The sequence below is a fragment of the Pseudomonas sp. DSV-1 genome (genome assembly GCF_035830915.1).
GTDB lineage: Bacteria > Pseudomonadota > Gammaproteobacteria > Pseudomonadales > Pseudomonadaceae > Aquipseudomonas.
Window position 1 is genome coordinate 2,536,828 of the sequence record NZ_JAYMYG010000001.1, and the last position, 18,177, is coordinate 2,555,004.

Sequence of the window (18,177 nt, forward strand, 5' to 3'; positions counted from 1 at the left end):
TCTAGAGAAGAGGATCGATCGCGCTGAGCGGGGCATGTGCGCTGTAGTTGTCGGCGTACGGGATGGACGGTTTGAACAGGGTGTTCCAGTCCGGCTGGCCAAAGGCCCGAGGGCTGTGGCTGCGCATCAGTGTTTCGAATTGTCGTTGGGCCTGGCGTTGCAGGGCAGGGTAGTCGACCCCTTGAACCTGACCGTCATGCATCACGCAGCGCCCGTCGATGTAACTGGCAATGCAGTCATCACCGCGACCGGCCAGCACCAGGTTTTTCAGCGGGTCGAACAGCGGCCCGAGGTGCAGGCCACGCAGGCTGAACACGGTGATATCGGCCTTTGCCCCCGGGGCCAGACGGCCGATGTCGTCACGCCCCAAAGCCTTGGCGCCCCCCAGCGTGGCGGCGTTATAAAGGTCCAGCGTGCTGGTCAACGATGCACCGCCTTCCATCAGGCGGGCAATGTTGAGTCCCTGGCGCATGTTCTCCAGCAAATCCGCCGGCCAGGTGTCGGTGCCCAGGGCTAAGTTGATCCCCTTGGCCCGGTAACGGCCAAACGAGTTCAACGCCTCGCCATCCCGGGCAAACACCACCGGGCAATGCACCAGGCTGGTACCGCCGTCCACCAGCCGTTGCAGGTCGTCATCACCCTCGGTGTAAATGCCGTGGGGCAGCAGACTGCGCGGGGTCAACAGCCCCAGTTGCTCCAGCCAGGCCAACGGCGAAACTCCGCGCAGTTGTTTGACCATCTCGACTTCGCCGAGCCCCTGGCAGCAGTGCAGCCGCATGGGCGCGTTCAGCTCCCGGCTCAGGTCGGCGGTCCGTTGCAGCAGCGCGGGCGTGCAGGTTTGAATGCGATCAGGCAGCAGCGCCCCGCGAATCAAACCGTCCTGTGCCCCGTCGAAATCCTCGAAAAAGCGCACGGCCCCATCGAGCCCGGCCAGGCCTCGGGCTTCATCCCAGTGATGGGCCAGGGTTCCATCGGCACGCCAGTAACTCATGCCGCTCATGTAGCAGGGCCCAAGGTACGTGCGCAGGCCCAGCTCAGCGGCCACACCCGCCACCGCAGCCATTTCATCGTAGGTCTCGGCCCACTGGCGGTAATACATCGAGGTGATCGGCATGGCCGTGGTGATGCCGTTGCGAATCAACTGAGTAAAGGCGTAGCGGTACTTGAAAACCTCTTCGTCCGGGCTGTAACTCTCCCGCGGACCGCTCGCCAGATAGTCCTCGGACCACATCCGGCCCATACCGCACTCATCGCCGTTGTCCAGGGTCAGCACGGTAGAGTCCAGGTCCCCGAGGGCATCCAGGTCGATGAAGCCCGGGCCGATCAACGCATTGCCATAGTCGATCCACTGATCCACGGGACCTGCATAACCGCGCCCGACAAACACGATGCGCGCACCTTCGAACACCACTTCGCCGTCGCGCCACAGTACGTGCTGCGTGCCGTCAAAGCCGACCACGCAGCTGCTTTTGAGGCCGACCGTTGCAAGTGGCCCGCGCTTCACAGACGGCTGTCCAGCAATCGACCGCCCGAGGCGATCAACTCGCCGCCGCGATAGACCTGGCGTACCGGACGCGCCACCACCGCTTCACCGAGGGTTTGCACCGGCATCAACAGGAAGTCGGCCCGTTGCCCGATCTCCAGCCCGTAATCGACACAGCCCAGCGCTTGCGCTCCATTGACTGTGGCGGCGGCAAAGGCCGCTGCCAGTTCCTCGTCCTTGTTCATGTCAAAGCGGAACGCCAGGAGCATCGCCCGTTCCAACATGTCGCCGTTGCCCATGGGCGACCAGGCGTCACGAATGCCGTCCGAACCCAGGCACACGTTGACGCCGGCTTCGCGCAACGCGAGGAACGGCGGCACCGCGCAATCGGCCGGGGCCGAGCTCATCAGCGAAATGCCCAGTATGGCCAGACGATCGGCCACCGGCCGGACCTGGCTCCAGGGCAACATGCCCAGGCAATAGGCGTGGCTGATCATCACCCGGCCCTGACGCCCGTAGCGCTCGGTGTAATCGGCGATCAGCGCGATCTGCCACAGGCCCAGTTCACCTTTGTCATGCAGATGAATGTCGACCCCACGGTCGAATTCGCTGGCCAGCTTGAACACGAAGTCGAGCTGGGCGAGGGGGTCGTTATCGATACCGCAAGGGTCGAGCCCACCGACGTTTTCCACGCCCAGCGCCATGGCTTCGCGCATCAGTTCGGCGGTGCCGGGGCGGCTGATCAGGCCGGTTTGCGGGAACACCACGAGTTGCAGGTCGATCAGGTCGCGGTAGCGTTCGCGCAGTTGTTGCATGGCTTCTACATGACGCAGGCCGAAATCCGGGTCGATGTCGACGTGGCAGCGCATGGTCAGCGACCCACGGGCAATGCAGTTTTCCAGGAGCGCACCGGCGCGTTCGGCGATGGGGCTCTGGACTTCGCGCAGTACGCGGCGTTCGTTGGTGATGTAATCCTTGAGCGTCGGCCCGGCGCTGTTTGAGTGCCAGGGCTGGCCCCATAGGGTTTTGTCGAGATGAACGTGGCTTTCGACCAGGGCCGGGGTGAGGAGCTGGTGTTGGCCGTCAATATCGGTGGCGGTCAGCGCTGTGCTGGAGGCTGGACGCCGCTGCTTGAACAGGCCGTTCTCCAGAAGCAGGTCTTGGGCAGCAAGGCCGTAGGGCCGCACGTTGCGCAGCCAGCGGGGTTGGTTCATGGCAAACCTCTTGGATTTCTAGGGTGTTTGACGGGGCCTCTTCGCGGTCTTGCTTGCGAAGGCGGCCCCCTGGTTCTGGATCAGCCCTTGAGCTTGGACCAGATCCGGTCTTGCAGCTCCCGCGCCTTGTTGCTGCATTCCTTTTCAGGGCGCAGGCGCGAGGCGAACTCTTCGGGCATGTTGATGGCATCCATCACTCGCCATTTGGCGTCGATCAGGTTTTCGCTCTGAATGCCGTTGTCATAGGCGATGGCATTGGACACGGCAGCGGCGTTTTCCGGCTTCATCATCCAGTCGATGAAGATTTTGGCGTTGCCGGGGTGTGGCGCGCTTTTTGGCACGGCGAAGTTATCCTGGAACATCGCCAGGCCTTCACGGGGGTACACGTACCTGATGCTGCTCTTCTGCAACGTGGCGCGGGCGGTGGAGCCGTTCCAGTTTTGCATCATGATCACTTCACCGGAGGCCATGCGGTCCACGGTGTTGTCCGAGCTGTACATCTTCAGGAACGGTTTCTGTTTTTGCAGCAATTCCAGGATGCGCTTGGCGTCCTGGGGGGTTTCGGTGCATTCGTCGACGCCCAGGTAATGGCTGGCTGCATTGATCACGCTGCTGGAGGTGTCGAGGGCGGCGAGTTGGCCCTGGAGTTCCTTGCGCGGTTCGAAAAATTCTTTCCATGAGTCGTCCAGTTTGCCGCCGGGGACTCGCGCGCTGTCATAGGAAAACCCCGTGGTGCCCCACAAGTAAGGCGCCGAAAATTTGCGGCCAGGGTCGAAGCTCGGGTCGCGGAACGCCGGTTTGACGTACTGGAAGTTGGGCAGGGTCGGGGTGTCGATTTCCAGCAGCAAGTCCTGGTTGATCAGGGTACGCATGATCGATTGCGACGGCACGATCACGTCATACGCCGCGCCACCGGCCTGCAACTTGGCCAGCAGGGTTTCGTTGCTGTCGTAGCCGTCCATGGTGACCTTGATGCCGGTCTCCTTTTCGAATTTGGCCAGCAGGTCGACCGGGTAGTAATCGGTCCAGTTGTAGAAAAACAACTCCTTGGGCTCATCGGCCTGTGCGGCAAAAACGGTGAAGCAACTGAGGGCCAGGCCGGCGACGCCGTAACCAAGACGTTTCAATTTCATGCTCTTCTTATTCATGACAGCAGGCTCCAGACTCATTGTTGTTTGCCGCGTTGTCCCAGCCAGAAGGCCAGCACCACCAGCACGATGGAAATCACCAGCATCAGGGTCGAGATTGCGTTGATCTCCGGCGTCACGCCGGCCTTGATCGCCGAGAAGATGTACACCGGCAAGGTCGTCGAACCAGGCCCTGCCACGAAGAACGTCATGATGAAATCGTCGAGGCTGACCACGAATGCCAGTACCGACCCGGACAACACCGCCGGCCACAGCAGCGGCAAGGTCACCCGGCGAAACACCTGCCACGGGTTGGCGTACAAGTCGTTGGCCGCTTCCAGCAGGCTTTTGTCCAGGTCATTCAAGCGAGCGCGAATCGGCAGGTAGGCAAATGGGATGCAGAAGCCGATGTGCGCCACGATCACGGTCAGCAAACCGAGCTTGATCCCTAGCGCCATGAACAGCAGCAACGTGGCGACCGCGGTAACGATCTCCGGCAGGATGAGCGGCAGGTTGATCCCGCCCTCGACCACTTTCTGCCCGTAGAACGGCCGATACGTCGCCAGCGCGGCGAGCAGCGCAATGGCTGTGGCGCAGACCGTGGCAATGCTCGCAACGATGATCGAGTTCAGTGCCGCGGTCTGAATTGACGGGTTGGCCAGAATTCGTCCGTACCAGGCGAACGAAAACTCGGTCCAGACCGTTGCGGAGCGGTTGGCATTGAAGCTGTACGCGATCAGCACAAAGATCGGCACGTACAGGTACGCAAGGATCAACAGACTGACTTCGCGGGTCAGCGGCAGTTTTTTCAGGTGCAGGGCGATCATGCGGTGGCTCCCCGACGTAGAGTTTTGGCGGTGCTGCGGGTATAGAGGGCGTAGAGCATCAGCGACAGCAGCAGGATCCCCAGCAACAGGAACGACAGTGAACTGCCCAGCGGCCAGTTTCGGGCGGTGCCGAACTGTTGCTGGATCAGGTTGCCAATCATCAACGTCTTGCCACCACCGAGAATCGCCGGGGTGATGAATGCACCGAGGCTCGGCACAAACACCAGCAGTGCACCGGCAATCACGCCGGGCATCGACAGCGGCAGAATGATCCGCTTGAGCGCGTGCCAGCGGTTGGCTCCGAGGTCGTAGGCCGCTTCTACCAGGCGCCAGTCGAGTTTTTCCAGCGTCGAGTAGATCGGCAGAATCATGAACGGCAGAAAGCTGTAGACCAGCCCGACGCTGACGGCGAAGTCGTTGTAGAGGAGGGTGATGCCGCCAGCCTGGGGGAACAGGGCATTGAGGCTCTGGGCGACCCACCCGTGCTCGCGCAGAATGATCAGCCACGCGTAGTTGCGGATCAGCAGGTTGGTCCAGAACGGAATGGTGATCAGCAAGACCATGAGGTTGCGCCGACGCGGGGTCAGGCTGGACATCCACAGCGCCACCGGGAAGCCGAACAGAAAACACAACAACGTGGTGCCGCCGGCCTGGAACACCGAGCGCAGCAGCGCCTGGGCGTACACCCAGTTGAGCTCCTTTTCACCGTCGAAACCTTCCTGGAAAAACAGCTGCACGTAGCTTTGCAATTGCCAGTTGGCCTGCCAGTCGACGCCGCCGTACACGTTGCGTGGCAGCAGGCTGATGTAGCCCATGATGCCGAGCGGAATGGCGATCAGTGCCAGTAACGTCAGAACCACCGGGCTGAGCAACAGCGCACGGTTGAGAGCGGGGGAAGTGCTGCTGACGCTCATCTCAAGCCTCCATCAACAGGCAGGCATGGGGTGGCAGGTTGACCGCAACGCGATCACCGACCACACGCCCGCGGTTCAGGCCTTCGTTGTTTTCGCGCAGCATGACCTTGATGTCGTTGTTCAACCGGCACTGATAGAGCGTCGCGGTGCCGACATACAGGACGGCTTCGATCACGCCGCGCAAATGATGGGGCTGCTGCGGATCGACCAGTTGCGAGCGCTCCGGGCGGAACGCCAGTTGCACTCTTGCGCCATCAAAGCCTTGGGCCGGGCAGGGGATTTCCACCGGCATGCCGGTTGGCACAAATAGGTTTTCGTTCTGCTGGCCACGTTTCAGATGGCCCGGCAGGAAATTGATATCGCCGATGAACTGGGCGACGAACTGGTGCTGCGGCCGCTCGTAGATGTCATTGGGCGTACCGATCTGCAGGATCTTGCCAGCGGACATCACGGCAATCCGGTCAGACAGGGTCAGAGCTTCTTCCTGATCGTGGGTCACGAAGATAAAAGTGATCCCGGCTTCCTTCTGCACGCGCTTGAGTTCGACCTGCATCTCCTTGCGCAGCTTGAGGTCCAGCGCCGACAACGGTTCGTCCAGCAGCAGTACTTTGGGTTTGGGGGCCAGGGCCCGGGCAAGGGCGACCCGCTGCTGCTGCCCGCCGGACAACTCGGCAGGTTTGCGCTTGGCCAGGTGCTGCATTTGCACCAGCGCGAGCATCTCATCGACACGCTTGGGAATGAGTTTATGATCAAGGCCCTGCATCTCAAGGCCGAAGGCTATATTCTGCGCGACACTCATGTGGGGAAACAGCGCGTAGCTCTGGAAGACCGTGTTGACCCGGCGCTTGAACGGCGGCAAGTCATTGACCGGTTCGCCCGCGAGACGGATCTCCCCTTCGCTCACATGCTCGAAACCGGCGATGGTGCGCAGCAAGGTGGTTTTGCCACAGCCCGAAGGTCCCAACAGGGTAAAGAACTCATTGTCGGCAATGTCGACTGAAACGTTGTCGAGGGCTGGAGCCAGCCCCGGATCGTCGGAATACCGTTTGGAGACGTTACGCACTTCAATTGCGACTGGATGACCCATAATGGTGCATTCCTCTAATTATTGTATGCAATGTCTGGATGCAATCTAGTGATAACCGGATTAATCTGCCCGTGCAACCCCCTTTTTTTAAGGCTGCTCATCGCCTGGGGCCGGTTGTTTTGCGCTAAAGGAGTGTTGAGATGACCGAGAAGAAACTCGAAACCACGGTCGACCGCGTCTATCAAGGGGTTTACGAGGCAATCAGCAAGCGCTCGTTGCGACCGGGGATGAAGCTGGGCGAGGCCTCCCTGGCCGAACTTTTTAACGTGAGCCGAACGTCGGTTCGTGCAGCGCTCAAGCAATTGGAGGCCGATGGACTGGTCACCACAGAGCCCAATAAAGGTGCATCCGTATCTCTACCGAGTGACGAAGAGATCCGTTCGCTGTTCGAAACCCGGCGCCTGGTCGAGATCGGTATCGTCAGCGAACTCTGTCGCCGGCGCGACACAGCCGTGACCCGCGACTTGCGCGATCACCTGTTGCTGGAGGATGAGGCGCACCGAAATGGCGACCACGAACGGTTGATACATTTGCTCGGCGAGTTCCACATCAAGCTTGCCCGTAGCCTGAACAACCCGGTGTTGCTGGACTGGTTCCAGAAGCTGATTTCCCGCGCCTCGCTGTATGCCGCCGCGCTCGATGATGACAGCCACGAAGCCTGTCGCGACGATGAGCATTTGCGCCTGATCGAGTTCATCGAGGCTGGCAACCAGGGCGCCGCGATTGAGCTGACGTGCATTCATTTAAATGGCATCGAGAAGGCGATTCTCGACGTCGCGGCCACTCTGAAAACGGACTACCACCCGCTCAAACACCTGATATCACTCTAAGGGAAAACGTGCTCCCCCTTCACCGAACCCAATCCTTGGGCCACGTCGCCAAGGATTTTCAGTGTGCCCGCCGTTTTTCGATCAGCGTTTTTAATCCGATCTATAGTCTCTGTTCCTGAAAATGCTTACGGAACGCTCGCTATGAGGCCTAAATCTGCAACGGCTTGTTCGCGCTTTACACCCAGTCATCGTGTTGAGCTTGAAGCCCATGACCTGTGCACCTGTAGCTCGCCGGATATACAGGATTTTCACGCCAGGATGATGCTCGATCTGTCTCGACGTGACGTCTATAGCGGGATCAAGCCCAAAGGCTCACCGCTGTCAGAAGTGCGCACCTCAAGTACTTCAGGACAGGGCACGAACGCTGAGTCCGGCGTGAGCACTGTATTGCTCAAGAATCTTCGTTTATTCAACGGAAGCGTTGTGCTTGACGATAACGTCTGCATCCTGATCAAGGCTGGCGTGATCGACTCCCTGCTACCCGCCAATACGGATGTCGAAGGGGCAGTGGTTATCGATTGCGGGCGAAGGGTGGTGATGCCGGGACTGATTGATGCCCATTGGCACACTACGTTGGCGGGCATCACGCAACTTGACGCGATGAGTGCAGACCCGGGCTATATCCATTTAGTCGCCGCCCGCGAAGCAGAAAGCACCTTGATGCGCGGCTTTACGACGGTGCGCGATCCTGGTGGACCTTCGTTTGCCTTGAAGCGTGCAATTGATGAGGGCGTTATCCCGGGGCCACGTATTTATCCATCCGGCGCCATGATTTCACAGACTTCGGGCCACGGTGATTTCAGGATGCGATCCGAGATTCCCCGCAGCTCTCTCAGGTCACTGAGCGTTACCGAACAACTGGGGGCTGCCGCCATCGCCGATGGCGATGCCGAAGTGCTCAGGCGGGCAAGAGAGCAGCTCATGCTCGGGGCCTCACAGTTAAAGTTGATGGCCGGTGGCGGCGTGGCTTCTGCTTATGATCATCTCGATAGCACCCAGTTTCTGGAGTCAGAATTAAGAATGGCGGTTGAAGCGGCTGCCGATTGGGGCACCTATGTGATGGTGCATGCGTACACGCCCAGAAGTATTCAGCGTGCCATTAGAGCCGGTGTGAAATCGATCGAACACGGCCAACTGGCTGATGAAGAAACCGTGCGCATGATGGCAGACAACGATATCTGGTGGAGCCTTCAGCCGTTTCTGCAGGATGAAGATGCCAATGTTTATCCTGATCCTGTGCGCCGAGAGCGTCAGCGCGTGGTGGCCGAGGGCACCGCGAAAGCCTATGAGTTTGCCCAGCGCTTCAATATCAAAACGGCCTGGGGGACTGATATTTTATTCAATCCGTTAAAGACACCGACTCAGGGAAGACAACTGGCGAAGTTGACCCGGTTTTACGCCGCGCACGACGTTGCGAACATGGCGACAAAGATCAATGGAGAGCTTTTGGGGCTGTCGGGAGCGCGCAATCCTTATCCCGGCAAAGTTGGCCGGATAGAGGCCGGTGCATTGGCAGATCTGCTGGTTGTCGAAGGCGACCCCACGGTAAGCCTGGCATTTCTGGAGGACCCGCAGATCAATATCAGCATGATCATGAAAGGCGGGAAAATCTATAAACAGAACTTCTAGTCCTCAGCAGGACCATGCACAAAGTCACTGAAAAGCATGGGCATATTTAATTTCCGAATACCTGGCGCCCTGACCATACTGGTTTCTCATGGTTTCTCATGGATTCTCTGGAGGGCGTGACATGGGTTCCCGGACGATTAAATACGGCCTGTTGACGGTCGCACTGTTGATGACTGGAGTAGTGATGGCAAGCGACAAGACACTCCTCGACGCCGTGAGAAACGGTGAGCTGGGCAGGGTGCAGCAACTGATCACTGAAGGTGCGAAGCTCGATGACCGTTCGCTCGATGGCAGCAGTGCGCTGCTGCTTGCAACGCGTGAGAACCAGATAGAGATCGCCAGGGCACTGATCGAAGCCGGTGCCAACGTTAACCAGAAGAACCTGATCCAGGACAGCCCTTATCTGTTGGCCGGGGCGAGCGGGCGAAATGAAATTCTCCAGCTTGCCCTGGCCCATGGTGCCGACCTGAAAAGCACCAACCGCTATGGCGGCACCGCCTTGATCCCGGCGTGCGAGCGCGGCCATGTTGAAACCGTGCGCCTGCTGATCGCGGCAGGCGTTGACATGAACCATGTCAATCGCCTGGGCTGGACCTGTTTGATGGAAGCCATCGTGCTTTCTGATGGCGGACCGGCACATCAACAGATTGTCAGCCAGTTGATCGAGGCCGGCGCAGACCTGAACCAGCCTGACGACAAGGGCGTGAGCCCGTTGCAACACGCGCAGGAACGCGGTCAGACCGCTATCGCGCAGTTGCTGCGTGATGCCGGGGCACACTGATTCGCGTTACTTGAGTGGCGGTTCTCGTGTTGCACGTATTCAAAAAACGGTGGTCGTACATAGTCAAGACAGTGCAACCAGCATAAACCCGAGGCAGATCACGTTGCCAAAGGCCAAACCGCAGCAATGAGGGCTAAGACATGAAAGTTCTGATGGTTCTAACGTCCCACGATCAACTCGGGGATACGGGCTTGAAAACAGGATTCTGGCTTGAAGAGTTCGCAGCGCCTTACTACGTCTTCAAGGATGCGGGGGCCGAGGTGGTTCTGGCGTCGCCAGCCGGTGGTCAGCCACCCCTGGACCCAAAGAGTGAGTTGCCGGATTTTCAGACGGACATGACCCACCGCTTCAACGCGGATCCTGATGCCCGGCGGGCTTTGGCGAACACCGTCAAGCTGGATACCGTCAGCAGTAAAGATTTTGACGCCGTGTTCTACCCTGGCGGTCATGGACCGCTGTGGGATCTGGCCGAGTCGAAGACGTCCATCGAGCTCATCCAGTCCTTCGAGCGATCTGGCAAGCCCATTGGTTTTGTCTGTCACGCGCCCGGGGCCCTGCGTCATGTCAAGGCCGCTGACGGCGCACCGCTGGTTAAAGGGCGCCGAGTCACCGGATTCACCAATGGCGAGGAAGCTGCAGTAGAGCTGACCGATGTCGTGCCCTTTCTGATCGAAGATGAATTCCAGAGCCTGGGCGGATTTTATGAAAAAGGGCCGGACTGGGCTCCCTTCGTCATCGAAGATGGCAAGCTGGTCACTGGCCAGAACCCCGCCAGTTCCGAAGGCGTTGCCAAAGCACTTGTCGCCCAATTGAAGTAACCGCGGCCGGCGCCCGGGCAGGCTGAAACGTTCGTACGCCCCGGGTGCCCCCTCATCAGAGAGAGTCTTCATGATCACACTTCACCACCTCAACGCGTCCCGATCGCTGCGTATTCTTTGGCTGCTTGAAGAAATGGGAGAGCCTTACACCCTGATTCGCTATCAGCGCGATACAGCCACTCGTCTCGCCCCGGCCTCATTGAAAAACATTCACCCGCTGGGCAAGTCACCGGTGATTGAGCTCGACGGGCATGTGCTGGTTGAATCCGGCGCCATCGTCGAATACCTGATCCGCCGGTTTGCGCCCCGGCTGGAACCTGCGTTCAGCTCACCGGATTATCTTCAGTACCTGCAATGGATTCACTTTGCGGAAAGCTCGGCGATGGTGCCGGTGCTACTCAAGCTGTTTACCCAGTTTGAGATCAATGCCGGGACTCAGCTCAAGTTCCTGGACGGTTATACCCGGACTGAGTTTGATAAGGTCCTGGGGTTTCTGGACAGTGCGCTTGCCAACAGAACCTTCATTGTGGGGGACACATTGTCAGGGGCTGACTTCATGCTGGCTTTTGTTGCCATCACGGTGGTCGAGCAGATGCAGTGCGGGGCGCAGTACCCTCATCTGCAGGCTTACCTGCAACGACTGGCGGAACTGGACAGCTGGAAGCGAGCTTTGAAGCTTGAGAATGAGCTCGACGAATAGTTGAATTGCGGCGGGGCATGTGGGAGCTGGCTTGCCTGCGATGCAGACGACGCGGTCTGCCAGGCTCGTCGCGGTGATGCCATCGCGAGCAAGCCCGCTCCCACAGAGGCTGGAATCGAACTTATCTGTAGCGTTCTAGCCAGTGAGCGTAGGGCGCGGGGAGTGTCCACGAGGCCTTTTCAACCCCCAGTTCCTTGGCTGCAAAGTACGGCCAGTGCGGATCCGCCAAGTGCGCCCGGCCCACGGACACCAGGTCCAGCTGGCGAGATTCGATAGCGGCGTTTGCCAGCTGCGGGGTACCAAAGCCCCATGCAGAAGTCACTGGCAGGCCCGACTCACGACGCACCCGTTCGGCGATCGGGCCCAGGAAGGCAGGGCCCCACGGGATATTGGTTTGCGGGATGGTGAAACCTACACTGACGCTCAGCAGGTCAAGCCCACCGTCCTTGAAACGTCGCGCCAACTCGATCGATTCACTCAGGGTTTGCTCATCGCGCCCGTCGTACTCGATGACCCCGAAGCGCGCAGTAAGCGGAAGATTCTCCGGCCATACCTCGCGCACAGCGGCCAGCGTCTCAAGCAGGAATCGGCTGCGGTTTTCAAAGCTGCCACCGTACTCATCGGTGCGCTGGTTGGAGTGCTCGGAGAAGAAACTCTGACCCAGGTAGCCGTGCGCAAAGTGCAGCTCAATCCATTCAAAACCGGCATCACGGGCACGACGTGCCGCATCCACGAAGTCCTGGCGCACGCGGGCAATGTCTTCAAGGGACATTTGCTTGGGGACTTTAGGCAGATTGGCGCCGAACGCGACAGGCGAGGGCGCAATAGTCTGCCAACCCTGAGGATTGCCTTCAGGGATGTGATCATCGCCTTCCCAGGGCCGGTTGGCGCTGGCCTTGCGCCCGGCATGCGCGATCTGAATACCGGGCACAGAACCGGCATCCTTGATCGCCTTTACCACAGGCACAAAAGCCTGGGCATGGGCATCGCTCCAGATGCCTGCGCATCCGGGGGTGATACGTCCTTCCGGGGAAACGGCCGTCGCCTCGACCACAACCAGGCCAGCGCCGCCCCTTGCCAGACCGGCCAGGTGGACCAAATGCCAGTCATTGACCATGCCGTTCTCTGCCATGTACTGGCACATCGGCGGAATGGCAATTCGGTTTCTCAAGGTGATGTCTTTTAAGGTGTACGGTTCGAACAGGGCAGACATGTGCAGGCTCCGGCAGATTGATTCGCTTGTTCGATAGTAATCGAAATATGGCATTCATTAAAAGCCTTCGTTATCATCGACACATGCGTACCTTCAAACATCCCGTTCCATCTGACTTCATTCTCGAGCGTTTGCTTTACGCCCTGAGCGACCCCGTCCGTTTCGAGATTGTCCGCTACCTTGCGGGCGTTGCTGAAGCCTCGTGCGGCGAGCTGGACGGCGGTCGGCCCAAGTCCAGCATGTCCCATCACTTCCGGGTCTTGCGCGACGCAGGGCTTGTTCATACGCGAAATGTCGGCACCACGCACATGAACTCACTGCGCGCGCAGGAGCTCAATCAGCGCTTCCCGGGCTTGCTGGATTGCATCCTGTCCCAGGCCTGATTGCCCTGCGGCGCAGCTACGGCCAAGGGTTTTCCTCGGGGGCGCTCCTTTAAAGTGTGCCCATGTCGCCGGGCGCGAACACCCCATCGACCGGGGTGATACCGTTGATCAAAGGCGCGCCGAAATCGGCCTGGCTGATTTCGAAGCGATCTCCCGGCTGTGTGCGAATGCCGTCGGCGAACGACAAGGTCGCCGTGCCGAAAAAGTGAATATGCACATCACCTGGACGCAGGAACTGGCTGTACTTGAAGTGATGATATTCAAGGTTTTCCAGGCTGTGGCACATGTTGGCTTCGCCACTCAAAAACTCGTTTTCCCATAGCACCTCGCCGTCGCGCAGGATTCGGCTGCGGCCCGACAGATGCTGAGGCAATGCACCGACCCGCAGTTCCGGACCAAACGAGCAGCTGCGCAATTTGGAATGAGCCAGGTACAGGTAGTTTTTGCGTTCCATCACGTGATCGGAGAATTCATTACCTACCGCGAACCCCAGTCGATAGGGTTTTGCGTCGTGGCCGATGACATACAGGCCGCCGATTTCCGGCTCCTCGCCCGCGTCTTCGGCAAACGGTGGCAGTGGGAAGGCAGCTCCCGGCCGTACGACGATGCTGCCATCGCCCTTGTAGAACCATTCCGGTTGCACGCCCGCCTGACCGGCGGCGGGCTTTCCGCCTTCCACTCCCCATTTGAAAATGCGCATGGTGTCGGTCAAGGCTGCTTCGTCACCGGCCTGCTGATGCATTTTATCTCGCGCAGATGCGCTGCCCAGGTGGGTCAGGCCCGTACCGCTGATCAGCATATGGGCCGGGTCCGGATGATCCAGAGGGGGGAGGATGCGCAACTCGGCCAACAACGCCGGGTAGTCATGGGCAATGCCCAGGCCTCGCTGGTCGACCTGCTGTGCCAGGCTCACACCCGCCTCGATGGCCGCGAGGGCCAAATCACGCACGCTGTTGGCCCCCAGCACTTCACGTACCAGGTCACCGTCTACCAGGCCGACGCGGCGCTCGCCGGTGTTGAGTTCAAATTGTACTAAACGCATAACGGAAGTCCCTTGATTAAAGATGAGTCGCCGCGCGGGCGCTGGCGGCAAATTCGCTCGGCTGGAGCACGTGTTTGCGTTCGAGGGTGCGATACACCACGAACGTCAGGAATAGCCCGAACAGCATCACCCCTGACAGGAAGTACAAGCCCGAGGCCAGGTTGCCGGTGTATTCCTTGAGCGCGCCGATCACAAACGGTCCGATGTAGCCACCCAGGTTGCCCACCGAGTTGATCAGGGCAATGCCGGCGGCGGCACTGGCACCGGCGAAGAAGCGTCCCGGCAATGTCCAGAAGATGGCGGTACAGGAAAACAACGAGAACGCCACCAGGCTCAAGGCCGCCAGTTGCAGCATCGGGACCGTCAGCCAGGCGCTGAAGAACAGTCCGATGGCGCCCAGCACATAGAGCACTGCCAGGTGGCCATAGCGATCATTGAGGCGGTCGGAACTGCGAGGAATGATGAGCAAGCCGATAATTCCGAAGACATAGGGCACCGAAGACACGAACCCGGTGCTCAAGTCACTGCCGCCAAACTGTTTAATCAACGTTGGCAGCCAAAGCCCCAGCCCGTAAATGCTCAGGGTGACGGGCAGATAGAACAGCGCAAGCAGCAACACGCGCTTGTCTTTCAACGCGTGCAACGGGTTGCCATGACGGGTCTGGCCGTAGGCCTGCAAGTCCTTTTCCAGCTCGCCTTGCAGCCAGTCCTTTTCACCCTGATCCATCCACTTGACCTGTTGCGGGCCGTCCGGCAAGTAACGCAGTACGGGCCAGGTCAACAGAATGGCGGGCATGCCGATCACAATGAACAGCCATTGCCAACCCTGCAGACCCAGGATGCCATCCATGCCCAGCAAGCCGCCGGACACGGGCCCGGTGATCATCATGGCGATAGGTTGCGACAGGATAAACAGCCCCAGGATCTTGCCGCGATGGCGGACCGGGAACCATTGGGTGATGTAGTACAGCACGCCAGGAAAGAATCCCGCTTCGGCGACCCCCAGCAGGAAACGCATGACATAGAAGCTGTGCGGTCCCTGCACAAAGGCCATGCCAATGGTAATGGCGCCCCAGGTGAGCATGATCCGGGCAAACCAGCGCCGAGCGCCGAAACGCTCGAGCATCAGGTTGCTGGGGATTTCCATCAGGAAATAGCCGATGAAAAACAGGCCCGCGCCCAAGCCATAGGCTGCATCGCCAATGCCGATATCAGCGCCCATGTGCAGCTTGGCAAAGCCCACCGCCGAGCGATCGACGTAAGCAATCAGGTACAGCAGGATCAGAAACGGAATGAGTTTAAGCGTAATGCGGCGAATAAGCCGGAGTTCCTGGCTCATGAGACGGTCTCCCATTGTTTTTGTTATGGAACCTCTGGAGTGGCCTCAAGCGGGTTTTCGCCAGGATCAGCTCTCAGTGAAAACGACTATATAGTATTACTATTTAGCCAACAACTCTTCCACATTGGCTTTTTTAAGGCTAATTTAGCGGCACGAAAAAAAATTAGTCATACAATAAGAGACCGCCAACATGTCCGACAAATATCCTCCCTTGCGTTCCGCCCAATGGTTTGGCAGCGCTGATAAAAACGGCTTCATGTACCGCAGCTGGATGAAGAACCAGGGCATTGCCGATCATCAGTTCCAGGGCAAGCCGATCATCGGTATCTGCAATACCTGGTCGGAACTGACACCTTGCAATGCTCACTTTCGGACCATCGCCGAGCACGTCAAACGTGGTGTCATCGAGGCGGGCGGCTTCCCGGTCGAGTTCCCGGTGTTTTCCAACGGCGAATCCAATCTGCGACCTACCGCCATGTTGACGCGCAATCTGGCGAGCATGGATGTGGAAGAAGCCATTCGCGGTAATCCGATCGATGGGGTGGTGCTGTTGACCGGTTGCGACAAAACGACCCCGGCGCTGTTGATGGGCGCGGCCAGCTGCGATGTCCCGGCCATTGTGGTCACCGGTGGCCCGATGCTGAACGGCAAGCACAAGGGCAAGGATATCGGCGCCGGCACCATCGTCTGGCAGATGCACGAGTCCTATAAAGCCGGCACCATCAGCCTCGACGAATTCCTCTCGGCCGAGGCCGGCATGTCGCGCTCGGCGGGCACCTGCAACACCATGGGCACGGCCTCGACCATGGCCTGCATGGCAGAAGCGCTGGGGACCTCGCTGCCCCATAACGCAGCCATCCCGGCGGTGGATTCACGCCGCTACGTACTGGCCCATATGTCGGGCATGCGCGCCGTCGAGATGGTCCGCGAGGATTTGCGCCTGTCCAAGGTTTTGACCCGGGAAGCCTTTGAAAATGCGATCAGGGTCAATGCCGCCATTGGCGGTTCGACCAACGCCGTGATTCACCTCAAGGCCATCGCCGGGCGGATTGGCGTGGACCTGGAACTGGATGACTGGACCCGCATAGGCCAGGGCACTCCGACCCTGGTGGACTTGCAGCCGTCGGGCCGCTTCCTGATGGAAGAGTTCTACTATGCCGGAGGCCTGCCGGCCGTGCTGCGGCGCCTGGGTGAGAACGGCCTGATCCCGAATCCGCAAGCGTTGACCGTCAACGGCAAGAGTCTGTGGGAGAACGTTAAAAACTCACCGATCTATGGCGACGACGAAGTTATCCGGGCAATCGATAACCCGCTGGTCGCCGACGGCGGTATCTGCGTATTGCGCGGCAACCTGGCGCCTCTGGGCGCGGTACTCAAGCCATCCGCTGCGACACCGGCCCTGATGAAGCATCGCGGACAGGCCGTGGTATTCGAGAACTTCGACATGTACAAGGCCCGCATCAATGACCCTGAACTGGCGGTCACTGCCGACTCGATTCTGGTGATGAAGAACTGTGGGCCAAAGGGTTATCCGGGCATGGCCGAAGTGGGCAACATGGGCCTGCCCGCCAAGCTGCTGGCTCAGGGCGTAACCGATATGGTGCGCATTTCCGATGCCCGCATGAGCGGAACGGCTTACGGCACGGTGGTGCTGCACGTGGCTCCGGAAGCCGCAGCCGGTGGACCACTGGCGGCCGTGCAGGAAGGTGACTGGATTGAACTGGATTGCGCCAGTGGACGCCTGCACCTGGATATCTCCGATGCCGAACTGACCGCTCGCCTGGCTGATATCGAGCCGCCAAAAAACCTGTTGATTGGCGGCTATCGCCAGTTATACATCGACCATGTCATGCAGGCCGACCAAGGCTGCGATTTCGATTTCCTGGTGGGCTGCCGAGGATCGGAAGTACCCCGTCATTCCCACTAAGTGGCGACACCGGCAAAGCGAACCCGCCATGACAATCAGAGCGGGCGCGAATCAACCCGCGCCTGCTATGATCCGCGCTTTGAATCGAAAGGATCGCCCCGCGCCCCATGGATTATCGTCAGCCCTCCGACCGCAAAAGCATGCATACGCGCATCGTTCAGGAACTCGGCCTGCAGATTGTCTCCGGGCGCTTCAAATCCGACGACAAACTGCCTGCCGAAGCATTGCTCTGCTCAGAATATGCGGTCAGCCGTCCGGTCTTGCGCGAAGCCACCCGGGTCCTGGTCGCCAAAGGCCTGGTGTACTCCAGGCCGCGCGTGGGTACCGTGGTCAAACCACGCCGCGAGTGGCACATGCTCGATCCTGATGTGTTGCACTGGTTGCTGCAGGCCTCGCCCCAAAATGAATTTTTTGGCTTGCTGACCACCGTGCGCAGCATTATCGAGCCCGCCGTGGCAGCGCTCGCAGCCCAGCATGCAACTGCAGAAGATGTGGCATCGATTCAAGAAGCCTACCAACGCATGGAAAGTGCCTCCAGCCCTGAAGAGCTACTGCAACCCGACCTGGACTTTCACAGCCGGATTGCCGACGCAACTCACAACGATTTGCTGGCCAACTTGTGCAACATGCTGTCATTGGCCTTGCGCGAAGCCATGAAGCACTCCAACCGTCGACCCAACCTGCACGAACTTGCCCTGCCACGGCACAAGGCAATTTTGACCGCGATCGAAAGCCGCGACGCTTTGGGCGCGCGCCAGGCCACGCTGGTACAGCTCGAAGACGCGCGCATGGCGCTGGATGTGGTGTTGAGCCAAGGGTAGGGCGGTTGATACTGGCAAGCCCGATTCGACCTGTTGCGGCGC

17 protein-coding genes are annotated in these 18,177 nt (G+C 59.4%); 8 read left to right on the top strand and 9 right to left on the bottom strand.

All coding sequences use genetic code 11. The annotated features are described in order from the left end of the window. Nucleotide 1: 1 nt before the first annotated feature. The 6 genes from VSQ83_RS11895 to VSQ83_RS11920 all read right to left on the bottom strand — a co-directional run bounded on the left by VSQ83_RS11895 (nt 2) and on the right by VSQ83_RS11920 (nt 6,652). Entirely contained in the window at nt 2-1,504 is a 1,503-nt protein-coding gene (locus VSQ83_RS11895) for an amidohydrolase family protein (protein WP_326426863.1), read from the bottom strand. Continuing rightward, nucleotides 1,501-2,697, bottom strand: a complete 1,197-nt coding sequence (locus VSQ83_RS11900; RefSeq protein WP_326426864.1) for an amidohydrolase family protein — start codon at nt 2,695-2,697, stop codon at nt 1,501-1,503. Before VSQ83_RS11900 ends, VSQ83_RS11895 begins: the two co-directional genes overlap by 4 nt. Nucleotides 2,698-2,777: 80 nt before the next feature. Next, on the bottom strand, nt 2,778-3,830 hold the full coding sequence (locus VSQ83_RS11905) for an extracellular solute-binding protein (RefSeq protein WP_326427711.1): 1,053 nt from the start codon (nt 3,828-3,830) through the stop codon (nt 2,778-2,780). A gap of 32 nt (nt 3,831-3,862) precedes the next feature. Continuing rightward, nucleotides 3,863-4,651 (bottom strand): ABC transporter permease, encoded by a 789-nt coding sequence (locus VSQ83_RS11910; RefSeq protein ID WP_133079744.1) that lies wholly within the window; start codon nt 4,649-4,651, stop codon nt 3,863-3,865. After that, a complete protein-coding gene (locus VSQ83_RS11915) occupies nt 4,648-5,565 on the bottom strand; it encodes an ABC transporter permease (RefSeq protein WP_133079745.1) in 918 nt (305 codons plus the stop codon). Before VSQ83_RS11915 ends, VSQ83_RS11910 begins: the two co-directional genes overlap by 4 nt. Nucleotide 5,566: 1 nt before the next feature. Further along, a complete protein-coding gene (locus tag VSQ83_RS11920; protein WP_219261934.1) occupies nt 5,567-6,652 on the bottom strand; it encodes an ABC transporter ATP-binding protein in 1,086 nt (361 codons plus the stop codon). Between the two features lie 140 nt (nt 6,653-6,792). Here VSQ83_RS11920 and VSQ83_RS11925 point away from each other — a divergent pair, with 140 nt between their 5' ends. The 5 genes from VSQ83_RS11925 to VSQ83_RS11945 all read left to right on the top strand — a co-directional run bounded on the left by VSQ83_RS11925 (nt 6,793) and on the right by VSQ83_RS11945 (nt 11,410). Beyond that, nucleotides 6,793-7,482 carry a GntR family transcriptional regulator gene (locus VSQ83_RS11925; protein WP_219261933.1) on the top strand — a complete coding sequence of 230 codons (690 nt, stop codon included), beginning with the start codon at nt 6,793-6,795 and terminating at the stop codon, nt 7,480-7,482. Between the two features lie 258 nt (nt 7,483-7,740). Beyond that, a complete protein-coding gene (locus VSQ83_RS11930) occupies nt 7,741-9,111 on the top strand; it encodes a metal-dependent hydrolase family protein (RefSeq protein ID WP_326426866.1) in 1,371 nt (456 codons plus the stop codon). 121 nt (nt 9,112-9,232) lie between these two features. After that, nucleotides 9,233-9,892: an ankyrin repeat domain-containing protein gene (locus VSQ83_RS11935; RefSeq protein WP_219261931.1), complete on the top strand. Its 660-nt coding sequence runs from the start codon at nt 9,233-9,235 to the stop codon at nt 9,890-9,892. A 140-nt stretch (nt 9,893-10,032) separates the two neighbouring features. Further along, nucleotides 10,033-10,710, top strand: a complete 678-nt coding sequence (locus VSQ83_RS11940; protein WP_219261930.1) for a type 1 glutamine amidotransferase domain-containing protein — start codon at nt 10,033-10,035, stop codon at nt 10,708-10,710. A 70-nt stretch (nt 10,711-10,780) separates the two neighbouring features. Beyond that, nucleotides 10,781-11,410: a glutathione S-transferase family protein gene (locus VSQ83_RS11945; RefSeq protein ID WP_326426868.1), complete on the top strand. Its 630-nt coding sequence runs from the start codon at nt 10,781-10,783 to the stop codon at nt 11,408-11,410. Nucleotides 11,411-11,531: 121 nt separating this feature from the next. On the opposite strand, the gene VSQ83_RS11950 is transcribed toward VSQ83_RS11945, so the two are convergent. Continuing rightward, on the bottom strand, nt 11,532-12,623 hold the full coding sequence (locus VSQ83_RS11950) for an NADH:flavin oxidoreductase/NADH oxidase (RefSeq protein ID WP_219261928.1): 1,092 nt from the start codon (nt 12,621-12,623) through the stop codon (nt 11,532-11,534). Nucleotides 12,624-12,706: 83 nt separating this feature from the next. On the opposite strand from VSQ83_RS11950, the gene VSQ83_RS11955 reads away from it, so the two are divergent. Then, nucleotides 12,707-13,006, top strand: coding sequence for an ArsR/SmtB family transcription factor (locus tag VSQ83_RS11955; RefSeq protein ID WP_133079460.1), 300 nt, complete (start codon nt 12,707-12,709; stop codon nt 13,004-13,006). 49 nt (nt 13,007-13,055) lie between these two features. On the opposite strand, the gene araD1 is transcribed toward VSQ83_RS11955, so the two are convergent. Continuing rightward, nucleotides 13,056-14,048 carry an AraD1 family protein gene (araD1, locus tag VSQ83_RS11960; protein ID WP_326426871.1) on the bottom strand — a complete coding sequence of 331 codons (993 nt, stop codon included), beginning with the start codon at nt 14,046-14,048 and terminating at the stop codon, nt 13,056-13,058. A 16-nt stretch (nt 14,049-14,064) separates the two neighbouring features. Further along, nucleotides 14,065-15,387 carry an MFS transporter gene (locus VSQ83_RS11965; protein WP_133079462.1) on the bottom strand — a complete coding sequence of 441 codons (1,323 nt, stop codon included), beginning with the start codon at nt 15,385-15,387 and terminating at the stop codon, nt 14,065-14,067. Between the two features lie 190 nt (nt 15,388-15,577). Between VSQ83_RS11965 and VSQ83_RS11970 the strand changes: the two genes are divergently transcribed. Together VSQ83_RS11970 and VSQ83_RS11975 are read left to right on the top strand one after the other, a co-directional pair. Continuing rightward, complete coding sequence (locus tag VSQ83_RS11970) at nt 15,578-17,314, top strand: IlvD/Edd family dehydratase (RefSeq protein WP_219261925.1); 1,737 nt, start codon at nt 15,578-15,580, stop codon at nt 17,312-17,314. A gap of 107 nt (nt 17,315-17,421) precedes the next feature. Further along, a complete protein-coding gene (locus VSQ83_RS11975; RefSeq protein WP_219261924.1) occupies nt 17,422-18,135 on the top strand; it encodes a FadR/GntR family transcriptional regulator in 714 nt (237 codons plus the stop codon). Nucleotides 18,136-18,177 lie beyond the last annotated feature (42 nt).

Coding starts and splice junctions, on each gene's coding strand:
- VSQ83_RS11945 (WP_326426868.1), top strand. CDS start 10,781: ATGATCACACTTCACCACCTCAACGCGTCCCGATCGCTGCGTATTCTT.
- VSQ83_RS11975 (WP_219261924.1), top strand. CDS start 17,422: ATGGATTATCGTCAGCCCTCCGACCGCAAAAGCATGCATACGCGCATC.
- VSQ83_RS11930 (WP_326426866.1), top strand. CDS start 7,741: ATGATGCTCGATCTGTCTCGACGTGACGTCTATAGCGGGATCAAGCCC.
- VSQ83_RS11940 (WP_219261930.1), top strand. CDS start 10,033: ATGAAAGTTCTGATGGTTCTAACGTCCCACGATCAACTCGGGGATACG.
- VSQ83_RS11915 (WP_133079745.1), bottom strand. CDS start 5,565: ATGAGCGTCAGCAGCACTTCCCCCGCTCTCAACCGTGCGCTGTTGCTC.
- VSQ83_RS11900 (WP_326426864.1), bottom strand. CDS start 2,697: ATGAACCAACCCCGCTGGCTGCGCAACGTGCGGCCCTACGGCCTTGCT.
- VSQ83_RS11935 (WP_219261931.1), top strand. CDS start 9,233: ATGGGTTCCCGGACGATTAAATACGGCCTGTTGACGGTCGCACTGTTG.
- VSQ83_RS11920 (WP_219261934.1), bottom strand. CDS start 6,652: ATGGGTCATCCAGTCGCAATTGAAGTGCGTAACGTCTCCAAACGGTAT.
- VSQ83_RS11965 (WP_133079462.1), bottom strand. CDS start 15,387: ATGAGCCAGGAACTCCGGCTTATTCGCCGCATTACGCTTAAACTCATT.
- VSQ83_RS11910 (WP_133079744.1), bottom strand. CDS start 4,651: ATGATCGCCCTGCACCTGAAAAAACTGCCGCTGACCCGCGAAGTCAGT.
- VSQ83_RS11950 (WP_219261928.1), bottom strand. CDS start 12,623: ATGTCTGCCCTGTTCGAACCGTACACCTTAAAAGACATCACCTTGAGA.
- VSQ83_RS11905 (WP_326427711.1), bottom strand. CDS start 3,830: ATGAAATTGAAACGTCTTGGTTACGGCGTCGCCGGCCTGGCCCTCAGT.
- VSQ83_RS11955 (WP_133079460.1), top strand. CDS start 12,707: ATGCGTACCTTCAAACATCCCGTTCCATCTGACTTCATTCTCGAGCGT.
- VSQ83_RS11970 (WP_219261925.1), top strand. CDS start 15,578: ATGTCCGACAAATATCCTCCCTTGCGTTCCGCCCAATGGTTTGGCAGC.
- araD1 (WP_326426871.1), bottom strand. CDS start 14,048: ATGCGTTTAGTACAATTTGAACTCAACACCGGCGAGCGCCGCGTCGGC.
- VSQ83_RS11925 (WP_219261933.1), top strand. CDS start 6,793: ATGACCGAGAAGAAACTCGAAACCACGGTCGACCGCGTCTATCAAGGG.